Annotated in this window: 10 protein-coding genes; all 10 read right to left on the bottom strand. The window is 41.0% G+C overall.

Going from position 1 to position 17,237, the window contains the following annotated elements; translation table 11 throughout:
- Window positions 1-4 precede the first annotated feature (4 nt).
- Entirely contained in the window at window positions 5-1,840 is a 1,836-nt protein-coding gene (locus DIU38_RS04140) for a RagB/SusD family nutrient uptake outer membrane protein (RefSeq protein ID WP_112654181.1), read from the bottom strand.
- A 47-nt stretch (window positions 1,841-1,887) separates the two neighbouring features.
- Window positions 1,888-5,244: a TonB-dependent receptor gene (locus DIU38_RS04135; protein ID WP_208057591.1), complete on the bottom strand. Its 3,357-nt coding sequence runs from the start codon at window positions 5,242-5,244 to the stop codon at window positions 1,888-1,890.
- Window positions 5,245-5,442: 198 nt separating this feature from the next.
- The gene (locus DIU38_RS04130; RefSeq protein WP_112654201.1) at window positions 5,443-6,624 is read right to left on the bottom strand and encodes a FecR family protein; all 1,182 of its coding nucleotides are present in this window, start codon (window positions 6,622-6,624) and stop codon (window positions 5,443-5,445) included.
- Window positions 6,625-6,781: 157 nt separating this feature from the next.
- On the bottom strand, window positions 6,782-7,369 hold the full coding sequence (locus DIU38_RS04125; protein WP_112654183.1) for an RNA polymerase sigma-70 factor: 588 nt from the start codon (window positions 7,367-7,369) through the stop codon (window positions 6,782-6,784).
- Between the two features lie 228 nt (window positions 7,370-7,597).
- A complete protein-coding gene (locus DIU38_RS04120; RefSeq protein ID WP_208057592.1) occupies window positions 7,598-9,322 on the bottom strand; it encodes a DUF4091 domain-containing protein in 1,725 nt (574 codons plus the stop codon).
- A gap of 131 nt (window positions 9,323-9,453) precedes the next feature.
- Complete coding sequence (locus DIU38_RS04115) at window positions 9,454-10,101, bottom strand: carbohydrate-binding family 9-like protein (RefSeq protein ID WP_112654185.1); 648 nt, start codon at window positions 10,099-10,101, stop codon at window positions 9,454-9,456.
- Entirely contained in the window at window positions 10,101-11,228 is a 1,128-nt protein-coding gene (locus DIU38_RS04110; protein WP_112654186.1) for a phosphotransferase enzyme family protein, read from the bottom strand. The genes DIU38_RS04115 and DIU38_RS04110 overlap by 1 nt, the downstream gene beginning before the upstream one ends.
- A gap of 468 nt (window positions 11,229-11,696) precedes the next feature.
- A complete protein-coding gene (locus tag DIU38_RS04105; RefSeq protein ID WP_112654187.1) occupies window positions 11,697-12,782 on the bottom strand; it encodes a LacI family DNA-binding transcriptional regulator in 1,086 nt (361 codons plus the stop codon).
- A 160-nt stretch (window positions 12,783-12,942) separates the two neighbouring features.
- The gene (locus tag DIU38_RS04100) at window positions 12,943-14,712 is read right to left on the bottom strand and encodes an SGNH/GDSL hydrolase family protein (protein WP_112654188.1); all 1,770 of its coding nucleotides are present in this window, start codon (window positions 14,710-14,712) and stop codon (window positions 12,943-12,945) included.
- 120 nt (window positions 14,713-14,832) lie between these two features.
- Complete coding sequence (locus DIU38_RS04095; RefSeq protein ID WP_112654189.1) at window positions 14,833-16,851, bottom strand: alpha-amylase family protein; 2,019 nt, start codon at window positions 16,849-16,851, stop codon at window positions 14,833-14,835.
- Between the last annotated feature and the right edge of the window lie 386 nt (window positions 16,852-17,237).

Below are 17,237 nucleotides of genomic sequence, written 5' to 3'. Positions count from 1 at the left end.
ATCATTACCAACCCGGGTTTTGTACCAGTGCCCTATCACGGTCCAATTGGTACTGGGATATTGGAAACAGGTACATTTTATTGTTCCAAACTCTTTTTTGAAAAAGCGTTTTATTGTAAAGCCCAGTAAACGCAAATCCCTGGCCCTGATCGTCAGTGTTGACATTCAGGCCATAGATAGTCTGATTTTCATCGGCACCTAACAATAGCCTTCTTACAAGGGTAAAGTATCGGTCGCTTTCAAAACAAAGCTCTACCTGGCGTTCCCTTAAAATATATTTCCGCATTAAATCCTTGTTTCCAACAGCTCCCGGATAAACGGTCTCTATGCCAGGCAAGCCGGCCCTGGTCCTGATCTGATCAAGATAAAGCACGATATTAGGGTTCGAGGGATCATATTCATTCAGGGCTTCTACATAATCCAATAATATCTCGGCATACCTGATCAATATAAACGGCCTGTAGTTGGTGGCATCCATCCTTATGTTATCGGCAGGGCTTACATTTTTTAATACATCATATCCGGTAATATTATTACTTGCGCCGCTGGCTTTTGCACCGGCTTTACCGTTATAATAAAATTCAACCCGGCCTGTGCCGTCAATATTTGCTGCAGATGAATAATAGTTTTTATCATCAACAGTTGGCGCAGGCAATACCGGCCGGCCATTATACTGGATATAGGCATAAAACCGCGGTTCGCGATTGGCATACATGTTCCATTGCCCTTTGCTGTGCTCCCAATATTTTGCGCCATTACTTTGAGCAAAACTTGTGGCTGTATATCCCGAAAGCGGATCATCAATGGTGCGGCCATTATTCATATAAAACGCATCCACAACATTCTGGGTGGCATTGTACATGCTATATCCTCCCGGCCCGGGCGACACGCATTTGGTATATCCCCAATAATTCCATGAGTTTCTTGAAAATATGATCTCACTGTTCCAGTTTGTTAAGAAAAGGTCCCTGACAGACAGATAAGGATCAAACTGGGTTCCGCCATTATCCAGATTTGTAAATAACTTGTACGCACTCAAATCAATTACAGCCTTGGCTGCATCGGCAGCTATTTTCCATTTGCCGGCATCAAATACTGTGGGTGCCAGCGGGGTGCCATCCTGGTTTTTAAAAGAAGCAAACGATGGATTACCATTCCATAATGGGCTTGCCGACAATAAGGCCAGCTGAGCTTTTACAGCAAGGCAGGCACCTTTTGTTGGCCGACCGTAATTGCTGGTTGAAGGCCATTGCGCCGGTAAACCCGAAGCGGCCTGATCCATCAGTTGGTTAACATAATCCTTGCATTCGTCAAAAGACGCTCTCGGGTACTTATTGAAGTCATCATTTAAGCTTAATGTTTCCGTTACTTTTACAACAGGGCCATATTGCTTCATTAACTGCCAGTAAAACCACCCGCGCAAAAACCTTGCTTCGGCTTTATATTGATTTTTCAGGCTGATACTTAGTTGGGTAGCAGGAACCTTATCAATATTGGCTTCAAAAATGAAAGACGACCGGATGCCAGTGTAATACCTGTCCCAATAATCAAAATAAGCATTTACAGGGCTCCAGTTGCCAACAACCATTTGCCTTACATTGGTGCCGGGAATGGATACCGACGACTCGTCACTTGCGCCCATCGCGCTGTAATCTCCCCCATCGGTTTGTACAATGTAACCGTAAATGTTATACAGGTAAGATTCGGCATTAGCCCTGGTACTCCAGATCAGATCTGATGTTAACAGGTTATCCGGTTTTTTATTAAGGTAATTACAGGACGATAAACAGGCACCCAGGAAGCATATCCCAACTACCATTATTAGTATGTTTTTTTTCATTTGGCACACTTTAAATTCTTTTGAAACTGATTTAAAATTCACGATTTCTATAACGCGACCCTTAACCCCAAGGCAAGTATTCGTACCGGTGGATAGCCTGCACCGTTTGAGCCAAGTTCAGGGTCCCAAAGTTTGAATTTGGAGAATGTTAGCAGGTTTTGCCCCGTTAAATAAAGGTAGACTGAGTTAATACCCGCCTGGGTAAGAAAGGAGGGCTTATAAGTATAACCCAATGTGGCCTGTTTTAAACGAACAAAACTCGCGTCTTTTGACCACCACGTGCTGGGCTGATAATTATTGCTGTTTTGATTAGCAATGCCTAACCGTGGATAGTATACATTCTGACTTGGGTTATCAACTGTCCACCTGTTCTCAAGGCTTGCAAGCATACCCGATGGATAAGTGCCCATGCCTGTAAACGGTACAATACCCGCGCCTTGTGCACCTGCACCGGTTATAGAAGAACCGTTTGCCATAATAATTACATTACCGGTTCCCTGGAAGAAAAGAGAAAGATCGAACTTTTTATAACCAACCGTAAACCCTGCGCCGTATAATATGGTAGGTATGTCGGATTTACCTGTATAAACCTTGTCATAGCTGTTGATCACGCCATCACCATTTACATCTTTATACTTGATATCGCCGGGCCTCAACACAGCGCCAAATTGGGTGGGGCTTTTGTCAACATCTTCCTGCGAGGTAAACAACCCTTCCGCAACATACATCAGGTTATCGCCATATTTGCGACCGGTAGCCTGCTGATAGGCGTATAACTGTTTCGGCTCATCTTTCTGTACAATTTTATTATTGTTGTAAGTGAAATTGCCATAAAGGCGCAAGCCTACCTTACCTATATCGTCATTATATTCAATGTTACCCTCAATACCGTGGTTATTCATTTCACCTAAGTTGGCAAATACAGCCCCGCTTACACCCAGTATCCCAGATAAAGAACTGCGTTGAACCAAAATATTTGTCCGCCTCTCTTTATAGGCATCAACAGTGATATTCAGTTTATTGAACAACCCTATCTCCAGTCCAATATTATCTTTCCTGGCTTTTTCCCATGTCAGGTTCTCCACTCCTATAACAGTCTCGGTAGTACCACCATATATTGTTCCGTTAAGGCCTAAACCCACAGAACCGCCACCGCCATATTGATTGATATAAGGAAACCTGGTGATACGGTAATCAGATCCTATTTGATCGTTACCTACGAGACCATGTGAACCCCTTATTTTAAGCAGGTTAAACGTTTTTGAAAAATCTTTGAAAAAAGGCTCCCTTGAAATTACCCAACCCGCAGAGACAGCCGGGAAAAAGCCAAACTTTTTACCCGGTTCAAAGTTTTCTGAACCGGTATAGCCGGCATCAAATTCGAGCAGGTATTTATCGGCATAAGTATATGTTGCCCTGCCGGCCAAACTCTGATTGTTATAAGGAATAGAGGTAATAACACTACCCGCGGTGCTCTGGACCCTCGATCGCATATTGTATAGAAGCAATCCACCCACATGATGCTTGCCGAAGGACTGATCATAATTAATATTAGTTTCCAGGTACATGGTTTTTTCGGCAGATGAATACTGCGTATAACCCAAAAACTGGTTTCCGTACCTCGATTGACCTAATACCAGGTTACCCTGCGGATCTCTTGATGTAGCTAAGTAAAGATCATTGGTTCCTGTTCTGCCATTGTCATTTTCGCTGTACGAATCGAACGAGAACCTGGCCATGGCGCTCAAGCCGCTGGTAATTGCATCCAGTTTCTGGTTAATGGAAAAAACAGACTGGATAGTAGGGCGAAACTCGGTGTTATAACCTGAGTTTTGGATATCGTTTACCGGGTTGGATCCGCCATTGTTATACGGACCGGCCCATTTGCCATCGGGGTATCTTATCGGGAACGCGTTAGGTGGGGTTAAATATGATTCATACCAGATGTTTCCTGCCGAGATGCCGGGATAACGGCTGCTCACCAGCATCGCATCCAGGTTCATAGTTAGTAAAGTGGTTTTGCTGATATCGATATCAAGGTTTGACCTGAAGTCATAACGCTTAAAGTTAAGGTTGGGATTATAGCCATTTTGCTTGGTTACTTTATAACTTCCATCCTGGTCATAAAAAGAAGCGGAAACATAATACCTTACCGACGAAGCACCGCCGGTAACATTTAAGTTGGTATTATAGCCGGGGGCCCAATTCTTATATACAGACTTTATCCAGTTTACATTGGGATAAAGGTATGGGTCTAACCCGCTTGCCGTTTTCTGGATAGTTTCTTCAGAATATGCAGGAGGGTTACCATCATTTGTAGTTGCTTCGTTATGCAACCTCATCCATGAAACGGCATCCAGCATTTTAGGGGTCCTGGTAAGGCCCGACATGGATGTTTCTGTTTTAAAGGAAATTTTAGGTTTACCTGCAACACCTTTTTTAGTGGTAATGATCAAAACCCCGTTGGCGCCTTTAGCCCCATATACGGCGGTTGACGATGCATCTTTTAACAGGGAAATGCTTTGAATATCCTCCGGATCGATGTTGTTGTAAGCTCCACCATAAGTACTGTTCACGTCATCCCGCTGCACGCCATCTATAATAATAAGCGGGTTTGAGTTACCTGTAAAAGTGCCAATACCCCTGATGGTAAATGATGCATTATCGTAACCCGGCTCCCCGCTTCTTTGCATTGATATAACCCCGGCTACCTTACCTGCCAGGGCATTAGATAGGGAGCGGTTTGGAGTTGTTATATCAGCAACATTCACCGTGGTAACAGCCCCGGTTATGGTCAGCTTCTTTTGTTTACCATAGCCTACTACCACTACTTCATTTATACCTTTGGTATCATCAAGTAACTGAACGGTCAGGAAAGATGTTGCTCCGGTAACCGTAATTTCTTTGGCAATGAAACCGGCAAATGAAATAACAAGGATACTGTTATCATTAGTTTCAATAATAAACCGACCCTCGCTATCAGTTATTACACCTTTATCGGTCCCCTTGATACGCACGCTCGCGCCGGGTAAAGTGACACCTTTTGAATCAGTAACAACACCTGAAACTTTGATAATAGGTACTGCCTGAACGGGGGGCTTAACAGGCGCAGGCTTAGGTTTTATAATTATTGTTTTCTCTTCTATGCTATAGATAAACGGCTGACCCGAAAGTGCCAGTTTCAATACTTCTTCCAATTCTGTGTTCCGTACATTGATACTAACCGGATTAGCGTCTTTAATCAGCTTTGAGTTATAAAAAAAATCGTACCCGCTTTGCTCTCTTATTTCTTTAAGCACTTTTTCTAACGGAGCATTTTTCTCTGACAATGTGATTTTTTGTGCATAGCTTTTAGCACTTACCTGAAGTATTGTTGCCAATAACAATATGATCGATAATTTCATGATCAACAGTGCTTTATTTTTTATACGGGGGATTGTGTATAAACTTATTTCATAACATTTCATACATTTGAACTTGTTTTGGGTTTAATCTGTAATTGGACTACGAATTTAATTTCATGGCAAAGCCCTAACTTTCCGGCCGGAAGTGTTCCACCACTTCCGGCTTTCCTTTTTAGGTTACCTTATGCTGGGTAATGATCACGGCATAATGATAACCCTCCTTCCTTCGATCCTGGTTTTTACGTTCCCTGTCTGTTCAATTATCTTCAATGCCTGCGCCAGGTCTTTTGAACGCGACACCATCCCTCCAAATCTTAAATTATCCACATTGCCCTGGTATTCTACCTCAACATTATACCAGCGGGCAAACTTGCTCATAATGCTTTTCAAATCTTCATCGGTAAAAAGGAAATAACCATTTTTCCAGGCCACAACCTCTTCGGTATTAACCGGTTGTACCGAAATTGAATTATTTGCGTAATTGATATCAGATTGCTGACCTGGTTTCAGTAATCTGGATTGATTGGCTTTGATGGCTGATACCTTAACGGAGCCTTCTAATAAAGTAGTTTTAACCGAAGTTTCGTCCGTATAAGAGCTGATATTGAAGTGTGTACCCAAAACCTCCACCATCTGGTGGTTACTGATAACCTTAAATGGTTTATGTGCATTTTTAGCAACTTCGAAGTAAGCTTCTCCTGCTAATTCAACCTTGCGTACTGCACCATCAAAATTTGTAGGATATTTGAGTGAAGATCCGGCATTTAACCAAACCTTAGTGCCATCGGCTAAATTAACCTGGTATTGCCCTCCCTTTGGGGTTTCAATAACATTGTATTCAGGCAAACCCGGAGCAGTGGCATGAGATGCAGAGTTTTCAACTGTGTAAACCAACTGACCATTTGCCGCCTTAGATACTTTTGTACCCGATTGTTTGGCCAGTTCGCCGGATGCGGCATCATCCAGGGTAATTTTTGAACCATCGGCCAAAGTTAGCAATGCTTTATTTCCTCCCGGGGCAATACTGTGCTTGTTTACAGGATGTGTGCTATTTTTTGCGATGAAATATGAGCTGTTATACTTCATAAAAAAAACCAAAGAAGCCGACGCAATCAGCAATGTTGTGATAGAGGCCGCCACAAACCACCTCCTCAGAAAAATCATTTTTTTAGGTGCAGATTCACGTTTTTTTATCTCCGATAGTATCTTGCTGTACAACTCGCTCTTTGTTACATTCTCTTCGCCCATTTCAAGTTCATCCCATTGCAGCTTGTTTTTTTGGAGTGTATCATAATAGCTTAGCAACCGGGCCTCCTCTTCGGGAGTAGCCTCGTTTGATAAGTATTTGTTTATTAGGTTTATCAGTGTTTCTTTTTCCATTTGGGTAGTTATTGTATGTAAGTAACCCTGAACAGGCCATACCCCAAAGAATAATAAAATATTTCTACAGCATTAAGGAATCATGAAATTTTGGAGAGTAAAACCCGTAATAATATCTAAGCAAGGGATAAATGCAAGCAGATACAGGTAAAAAAACTTAAAACCAACGCCCGCATAACATAATGGTGGCTATGCAAACAAAATCGCCCAGCGTTTTGCGCAAGCGGTTCAGGGCTACAGTCAGTTGGTTTTCGACTGTTTTTGGCGCGATACCCAGCCGTTCGGCAATTTCTTTGGTTGATAAGTGTTCTTTGCGGCTCATAATAAAAATCTGGCGGCACTTTTCAGGTAACTCAGCAACACCTTGTTCCAGCAAACGGTTAATTTCTTTTTCAGACAGGAGTTCCTCGCCGCCGTTATTGCTAAAAAGCTCCTCCAGCTTGTTAAAAAGATCCGCTCTTACTTTACCCGAACGGATAACATTAAACACCTGGTAACGAACAGATGTATATAAATAGGCATTTAACGAAGTGAGTTTAAGATTGGCCCGTTTCATCCACAGGTTTACCAATACTTCCTGGGTTACATCTTCAGCTACCTGGCGATCTCTGATGATGTTATATGCTGAAAGATAAAGCTTTGACCAATATTTATTATAAATACGTTCAAACGCCCCAAGGTCATTTTCCCTGATCAATGCTATAAGATCCTCATCCGTCATCAGCTGAACTTCCAGGCTATTCATTCTGCATTATAAAATTTATAATTGGCATCATCCAAAGAATGTACTTATTATCGATTATTGATTTTAACGTTTAAAAATAAAAAAAGCTATTTTTTTAGGGGCTTGGTGTAAGCCATTTATGTTAAGCTTTTCAAAATAATCAGAAGGTATAAATAAAGTCAAAAAAAAGCTGAAAATGAAAGCGGGCAAACAATAAATATAAATTATTAAAACGTTTTTTTTTGTGATTTATAAGCTATTCAGTCGATCCTGCGCGACCTGAAGTGTTTCGGCAGCAGTCTTATTTTTCAACTCTCCAATGTCAAAACCTTCCAATATATTTTTTAGCTGAAGTAATTTATCCTGCTGGTTATTTTTTATAAACCGTTCCTTTAAAATATTAATTTTTTCAAAATCCTGGATGCCCTCGATCAATCGTTCCAGGCGAACAGAGGACCGTGGACCGGGATAAACCAGGTAAGCATCGCCCGATGACCATGACCCAAATCGTGTATCACGTAAAGGATCTTTGGTCCAGCAATTGTAAGCCCATCTCAAATACCCGTCATATCCTTTGTAAGCGGCATGCCATGCCAGCCAAACCGACTCGGCCGGGGCCGAAAAACTGAATGTATTGGGATATCCTTCTGTGCAACAGGTATAATAGGTGGTATTTAGACCCGATTCCCTGCGCAAACGAATTGTTGCCTCATCCATTAACTGATTTGACGCCACACTATAATCAAACAAATCTTTTTCAATTTCCGGATGATAATTGCCTGCTAACGAAATCTTAAAATTTTTATCAGCGCTTTTTATTAACGCAATAGCTTTTTGCATATCGGCCATGGATCTTTCGTCCATAGCTATAGTGGTTTTATTAAACCATCCTTTTTCTTTAAGATGGCGGGCAAAATCCATCAGCATTGGGCGCCAATGTGCCTCGTATTCTGCCGAGCCAGGTTTAGCCACGATCATCGTGTCTTTTCTCAGGGCTTCGTCATAGTAGTAAAACTTTAGATTCCAGGGAATCATACTATAGCAGTTGATTAACTTATTAATCCCCAATGACATCATAAAAGACACCCACTTATCAAATATTGAATAATCATATCTCCATGAGCCATTCTTATTTTTTGTCCATTTTATCATCGATCCGTAAATATCATAGGTTTGGCTATTCCACGGATCATGAATAAGTGTAGTTGTAATTACTTTCTGCCCGGTATTTGCCAGCATTTTCATGTAAGGGCGCATTACATAAAAATGTTGCTTTGACCATGGCTTTACACCATACACCCGGGCCACCGAATAGGGATTTTGCCACAAGTCAAGGTAAAATTTCCAGTGCTCCGGTGCAGGCAAGGTATGATTAAGCACTTGTATAGCGTAATGTAAAATTAAAGGCGGTGCATTTTTCCCTTCAATTACCTTAACATTCCCCCTGTAAAGGCCTTCAACAGCGGTAGCCGGTACACTCACACTTAACCAAACCGGCCTGGTTGTATTTTTACCTGCCGGAATCATTTTTACAGGGTCAATAACATCCTCAACAAGGCTGGAATCATGGCCGGGCAATATACCACAGCCACCGCCTTCATTGTTTAACCCATCGGCCATCACATAACGTACAAAACTCGCGTTTATATTTTTTTCGGAAATTTCATGCCCTTTACCATCTTTAAGTTTACTCCATATAAAGCTTAGTTGTTTCAGATTCCGGGTTGTCCATATCAGGAATTGAGTATGCACTTTTTCCCCTTTCCACGCTTTGGTTTTCCATTGAGCCTGTAAAGGAGATATGGCAGGAGCATTATGTTTATCATAACGTATATTGGAGGTAGCGAAACTTACATAAACTCCGGGTTTCAGCGAACTCCAGCTTGCCTGTTTTACAGGTTTGGGATCCGGAAGCTCCTGGTAAGTTCCATCAACTTTAACCTGTGCCAAAGCCACTGCACTATATAATAACATTATTAATATAAGTTTCATTCTCATAAAATCGTCGTTTTTCCGGGATCTACATTATCAATAATAAAAACAAAAAACTCTGTGCTATTACCTTGCAAATAACTTCAAACACATATAAATGCCGCATGGCTATGTTAAGCTTCAAGCTTTATTTCCCCAAAAAACTCCGGGTGGTGAAAGTCAGGGTCGTCGCATTCAATATTATGCCACGTTAAAAAATGTGGCTCGGGTAGTTCATCTCCACATTTATAAAAATTAGCATGGCATTGCTGCCCTTTTAATGATGTAAATGAATGATGATAAAAAACATCCAACGGTAACATCAGGGTAAGCTCCCAGCTAATATCGCCATGCCCTATATTTGTTTGCTGTGTTAGCCGTGCTTGAGACTTTATGAGCCGTATTAACTTTTCAGGTAATAACTCGCGATTTTCCCTGCCCCTTCCGAAGCCAAGCGAACAAGTGCCGATACAGTTAAACCCAAAATTGTAATACTCCAGCTCGGTACCAAAGCCAATGAAAAACTCCACACAGCTATCCTGGTGAACGGGTTCATTGGGCTTGTAACAGGAAGCTTTTATCGCTTTTTCTCTTACGTAATATTTCAACATAAAACAATCATTGCTGTAAGCTATCGCAAAATGAACATCGGGCTTGTAATCATAATCGGGCCATGGTACAATTCCAACAAGGTGCTTCTCCTGCTCGTCTAACAAAACAGACACGTGTTCAATAGGGCTGCTTTTGTCCACATCTTCTAAAAATGCTACTGTAAGTTCCATTATTTAATTTCGGTTGTTATCTGTATGTACTTTTTTGCTGTGTTATGAACTATCTGATCTAAAACATCGTAATTTTTCTCAAGCTTGCTAAGCAGCTCGAACTGTGCCCTGGCTCGCTGTAAATTATGTTCGGTAGAGTGAATCTTGTAATAAATATCACCTTCTATATAATCCGTCAGAAAGCGCACACCCTGCATATAGGGTATTAATAAAACTCCCATCGAAAGCGATTTAACTTCTGTATCTGACAAAAAGCTACCGGCGTATTCAAAATACCCCGCTACATAAGCTTTAAATAAGGGGATGTTCAGCTCTATCTTTGTAACATCTTTCTCATCCTCGGGCGCGGTATTAATGATAGTGCGGATGGCATCGCCAAAATCATATGCCACATAGCCGGGCATAACTGTATCCAGGTCAATTACACATTGTTCATGATCATTCATATCAAGCAATATGTTATTGAATTTGGTATCGTTATGAATAATGCGCAGCGGCAATTTCCCTTCCTTTCCCAAATTCATGATGGTAGCCATCTGATCTGCTCTTTCAATTATAAACGATAACTCAGTCAAAACATCCTTAATCCGGTTTTTCGGATCAGCCAATACCGCTTTGTTTAAACGATCAAGCCGCATGGTGATGTTATGAAAGCCTGGTATGGTTTCGTAAAGTAATCCGCTATCAAGATCTGACAACAGTAACTGAAATTTTCCAAATGCTTTGCCGCCTTCATAAGCTTGCTGTTCGGTTAATACCATGTCATAACTCTTGGTATCTTTCAAAAAACAATACATTCTCCAGTAATTACCTGTTTCATCACAAAAAAAACACTGTTTGTCTTTAGCCGAAACTATTGTAAGTACTTCTTTATCGGGGCTTGAACCCGGAATGCCGGTCAATTTTCCTTTTAAATGATCTGTTACTAATTGTACATTTTTCATCAAAGCCGGAACGTTTTCAAACACATGATGATTGATTCGCTGAAGCAAATACCCCGGCAAACCCGGATTTGTATTTTTTAAATGAAATGTATCGTTTATGTGCCCGGCCCCATACGGAATAATAGCTGCGACATTTCCTTCGATGCAAAAATTGGATACTATTTCAGAGATATTATATGACATTTATTTTTCGTTTATACGTTGCGATCAGGAAAATGTTTACGAACACATTTAATTAACATAAACACCTTGATACAAATATAATTATATTAGTGTGTTCGCACACACTTTGTTAATTTTTTGTTACTATTTTTTTCGTGAGGGTAATGCACCGGAAAAACCTTAGGATTATATAAATAAAACAGATTAATCAGCGAGAACTTATCGGCGGATACCACGCTGAGCTGAGCCGCTCTGGTTGTGCACAAAAATGTTATTAAAAAAGTTTTTTGCGTACAAGGACACTAAGCCGCAAATGGGAAACTTAAAAGCATAGCGCCTTTGTTATAGATGAAGTAATTTATTGTACTTTGTTCCGTAACCCATTAAAATTGGGCTTTGGCAGAAAAGGGATTTGACCAGAGTTTGAGCCGGATAAACGAACAATGGTGATACAGACCTGTGAATGAATTACAATTAGCTAAGAAGAAATCAGATATCTAAATAAACGGCATCCTCATCATCAACATAATAGTTCGCATTTTCCTTTGTAACGATATCAAGCGGAAGATACTTGATAATTGGTACTTCTTTTTTGAACACCAGGCTGTCGGTTAACTGGTAGATGCCCCAATAGCCCTGCCCTTTCGGGTTTTGATTGATCAGGAAACTGATTGTCCCTTTATTCAGAAAATACAGATTGGGAGGCAATAAATCATATCCTATTATTTTAATATGCTTTATATATCGCTGTTCCAGGTACTTCGCAATTTCATGAGCTTTAGATGTTGTCACGAAAATACTCGCTAAATCAGGGGCACTGTCAATAATATCACCGAGTTGTTTCATAAAAACTGCGGCATTTGACCTGTTTAACTCAACCCTTAGAATTTTGTACTGATGATCCAGGTTATTTTGAGCAAAATAATTGCGAAATCCCTGCTCCTTTTTTAAAAGGTGAGCGGCGTTGCTCGTCTCTTCATCAATGTGCGCAATTAAAACAGAGCAGGAATCGGGTTGTCCATAATGAATAAGCTTACCAGCCAAAAAACCACTCTGGTATGAATCCTGGCCTATATAGCTTAAAGGCTCACATTCAGTAATTTGTGTATTAAACAACACAAATGGAATTTCGGCAACCTTCCATTTCTCGAAAAAAGGGAGGGTTTCCCGGTAAAATATAGGCGATAAAATTATGCCGTCGGGCTTATCATTGGTTAATTTACTGGCTTTGCTTATAAATGAATCTACATCATATGGATCAAACACATATTGTTGTACAATAATGCCATATTGCTTTAAGTCTTTCTCTGCCTTTTCAATACCGGCCTTAGGCGCATACCAATAGGAATCAATTTCATGATCGGGTATTAAGGCCGCTATTTGGTATATTCTATTTGATCCCAAAGCCCTTGCCATAAGATTGGGCTCGTAATCCATCTCTTCAATAATTTTGAGTACTTTCTCTTCTACCTTTTTTGATACCCGCCCGCGTTTATGCAGTACTCTGTCAACCGTACCCGTCGAAACCTTCGCTTTTTCGGCAATGTCTTTAATGCGAACAATTTTATTCTTCATAATAAACTTTAGCGTAGAAAAGATAGCAAAAGTAATTTAATATAGTCCATCTCATCAATATCGACTATCATTTGATAGAAATTACTTTTAAAACAATTCCGCTATACTGAACTTGTTTCAGCATTGCACACGTTAAGCGCACTTCATACCAGCATTTTTGTTATTTTTTAAGATATGGCACCAATGTTACCGCCAGCTTTTGATAACCAACCCCATTGGGGTGCAAGCCATCCCCGAAAAGTGATTCATCGATCTTCCCTTTATGGTTAAGCAATATTTTGCCCGGATCAATAAAACGGACCTGGGTTTGAGCTGCCAGTTTAGCAATGGCTTTATTGAGCACCTTTATCCGGCTTTCCATCGCCCTCCTGGGCAGCAAACCCGACAAAATAACCTCCGCTGTGGGCTGACGTTCCTTCACAGCCAGCACAAGCATTTTCAACCCTTCTGATATTTCCTGGTCACTGCAGGCAGACAAGTTATTGGTGCCTATCATAATCATCACTTTGTCAGCCTTAAACCCATCTATTTCTTCATGGTAAACACGCCATAGCACATTCTCTACCTGGTCCCAGCCAAAACCAAAATTTTTCACCCCCACAGGCTCCATATATTTATCCCACGAATCAGCTCCTCTTGCTAAAGGCGCTTTGGGCTCACCGCCCCAGTAATTCAGAATAGAGTTACCAAGAAATACAATCCTCGGCGAACTGGTTTTGATAAGCGTTAATATTTCATTATGCCTGCTTCGCCAGTCGTAATACCCATCCCTGCTTTGCACTGCGGGCCGCGTGGTTGAATAGCGGCCAACTGGTTCATTAATTATAACATGGATTGTTTTTTCATATGCTGCGGCATACTGCTCCATTCCGATATCATTAGGATGTAAACCATCAACTGTTGAGTTGATACCAAACCCGATTTCTTTGCCAGTCAATAAATAAATACCCTTTGTTCCGGCTGCAATCAACTTTGAATAAGCCAGGTCAAGCACTTTATTAACATGACCATAACCGGCATTTCTACCCGTATCCAATAGTCCGCCAGCGTTCCCCCCGCTGTGTTCAACAAGCAATATCGGCACCAGTGGGTGCTTCTGCTTTAAAGTTTGTATCGCTGCAGATAAACGTGCTTCGATTTCCTGGTCAGAAAAACTTATCATATTGGGCATACAATCAAGCACATATATTTTCGCATCCACCTCTGCCATCAGGTCAATAACTGATTTCTCAAGCAATCCGGAGCCGGAAAAACCAAGATTAATCAACGGGCGATCCAGCGCGCGCTGCAAAATGGAGGTCCATGCCAACCCTGGCCTTGAAGCGCAAGCTCCCTGGACAATAGATGTTCCATATACAAGCACCGGCTTTTCTTTGGATAAAGGCATAAAATTAAATGCACTACCAGATGGAACGCCTATTTCAAGCCATGATAACGAATTATACAAAGGCAGGAAAAGCCGGTATTCATAACTTCGCCCCGCAAAATCGGCACTTACCTTAATATTTGAAAACCGGTAAGTAATCGTATCCTTAAACGAGAAACTACCCGGAGCAAGGCACCATTGGCCATTAGGATCCAATACATAAAGGTCCAATCCGCTTACACCTGTGGCCGGCATATGTGACATAGCAAAATCGCCATTAACTTTGTACCTGATAACCAAATTCTGTGCATCTGTTTTAAACTTAATGTACAAACCGGCACTGCTATGGGAGATGTTCCACACATTGGGATTAAGACTCTTTTCGGCACGCGCCGGAAACCTGTTATAACTACCTGCCGTTTCTTTTGACCAAGCCTGCCCTTCTATAACCGGAAAATCAGCCTTAATAGGATTATACCATTTATATGAAGCTAAATTTTGCGAAAAAGATGTTTTATTGAAAAGGCAAAGGATTAGCAATACTACTACGAATACGCGTTTCATTTTAATCTATTTAAAAGCAATTTTGCCATACGCACTATCATGCAGGCCAATGCGTTTGCGCGCACACTTATAACATCAATTTATAATTCAAATCAGAAGACAAACAAATGGATTAAACCGTCATTTTACAGGTACAGCGTTTAAAACTATCACTTCAAACGGCTCAAGCTTAACAGCATGAACGACTCCCTTAAACACATACGACTTCGTTTCTTTACTGTTAACTTTCGCATTATAAAAGATATAATCTGGAGTACTATTTGATGGCAATTCAAATACTTCCCGGGTATTAACCAGGTATGTTTTAGCTGTATTTGAGGGATTTCTTAAGGTAAGAACAGCCTTTTTCGGCGACCAGGCTGCAAAACCGTAAACATCCCCTTTGGATGGATCGCCGCCTACCCAATGCACATCCGGCATAATATCCGCATTTTCGCGCGACCATTTTATGGCAGCGGCAAGGCAATTCCAGTTGGCCTCGTTTAGCTTATGGGGATTGATATACAACTCCTGCAAACTGGTTCCAGATCCAAAAAACGACCATATCTCGTCAGAAATATCTTTATCATCCATGTCAAACTTAGCAGGCGCGCCATTATCCGCAATACAAATCCCGTGATACATCAGGGAGCTCAAAGGATAAAGGGGAGCGCGCATTACAATATTCTTATAGGCCTGACCATCCCGGTAATTGAGCCATTGCTGACGGCCATTGCCCTGCCCTTGCGTGTTTGTATCCCAGCCATTTCGCCAAATTACATCACCATATTTAAGCCAAAAAGGCGACGGCCAGGTACCTATGGTGAGGCTAAAATACAAATCCGGTTTTACCTTACGCAAGCCCGTTACTAAATTTAGCAAAGACTCCATATCTGTTTGATATTCAACAGTAGCACCTGTAGACTGATCTCCCGCCCCTACACCATCAAATTTAAACATAGAGATACCATCACTGGTTACGAACTTAGCGGCAGTACTTTTAAACCTGGACGAATAAACCGGCCCGGAAAGAGAAAAGCCATGCAAATTAGTTTCAAAAGGAGGATTTTGGCTTCGGCCATACTGTAGCCGCTGTTCCTTTGCCTGCTCGTAACCACCCCAGGGCGACATCCACACTCCCAATGAAGCTCCGTATTTATCAGCCAGCGCTTTAATGTTATCAAAACCTGCAGGGAAATTCTTTTGGCTGATCTGCCACAATGTTTGGTTGTCATCCCAGCCATCGTCAAACAAAAATGCGTTTAAGCTAATATGACGTTTTGCCGTAAGACTGTCACCAAATGCCTGAATACGATCAAGACAACCAGCTTCAGTTAACTTACGATCGGCCCAGGACAGGTCATACCATGAATTATAATGAAGCATCTGGCGGTATGGCACTGCTCTTTCCCGCTCCAGGTAATAAAGAAATCCCCTCCGCAATTGCCCTTTAGGAGCAATGCCCCATACGGTAGACACCTCGAAATCAACAGTTGGCTCCTGTCGTTCAATATAACTGCAGATCCGGCCATTCTGATTATTGTATTTACTTATTGGACTTTCACAGGCAAAAAAGAAATCATCCGATACCATTGGCGATCCGTCCACAACCCCCAACGGCTTAATGCCCGTTTCTGCCGGAAAATTGATCAGATTCAATTTCTTGATCTTTAAAGAGTCTTTCAAAGCAAAAACGCTGAAAACTTGTCTGATATAATTGGAATTATCTTTCAAAACAGCCTCCCACTTTACACTAACACCATATTTCACATTCAAAAATTCGGCTAAAATTTTCACACCATCTTCCTTTTCAGAAAATTTAACTGCCCCAGGATCTCCTTTGATCTGAACAATTTGCGGAGTGGTACTTAATTGAAAATCAGCAGAATTGATTATAGTACCATCCTTAAACTCTAATCCAAATAAAGGAGAGCCCTTTAAATTAATTTGTTTCTTATTCTGAACGGCAGATTCGTTTATGGCAATTATCGATTTACCAGCAAGCCACTTTACAGATAAACAATTATTTTTTAAAACCAATGCCCCTTTAGTAAAAAACGCCAATGCCTTGCCCGGTTTTACACCCGAAAGAAAAACATCCTGAGCTTTGGTAACGCTTGTTAGGCCGATACAAATTAAAAACAACAGTCTTTTTAGCATAGTTGATAAATTACGAGAAAAAATAGAATAAGTATTTGTGTGTACGCACACACAAATATAAAACATAATTAAAACCTTAAAAATTGGACGGGCCTGTTTGACACTCCAAACAGGCAAAAATGATGAGATCATATGTAATGTACGAGAATACAGTGCAAAACAATCGGTTGCGCCATTTTTCGACTGCGGGTACAACATCACGCTATTTCAAGAGAAGAGTGATGTATATCACAAATAAAAGACGTGCTTCATTAGAGATATCAAGTATAACGCTTTTTAGCAGTGATTTTATGATTACTATTTGAGTTAAAACAACGAAATATCGTGGTTCTTGAAATTCAAACCTTACGAAATATGGTTGTAATTATTAATCCACAATGGCCATC

This window comes from Mucilaginibacter metallidurans, from assembly GCF_003286435.2.
Lineage (GTDB): Bacteria > Bacteroidota > Bacteroidia > Sphingobacteriales > Sphingobacteriaceae > Mucilaginibacter > Mucilaginibacter gossypii.
Note: the sequence above shows the minus strand (reverse complement) of the source record. Positions and strands in the feature narration are given on the sequence as shown.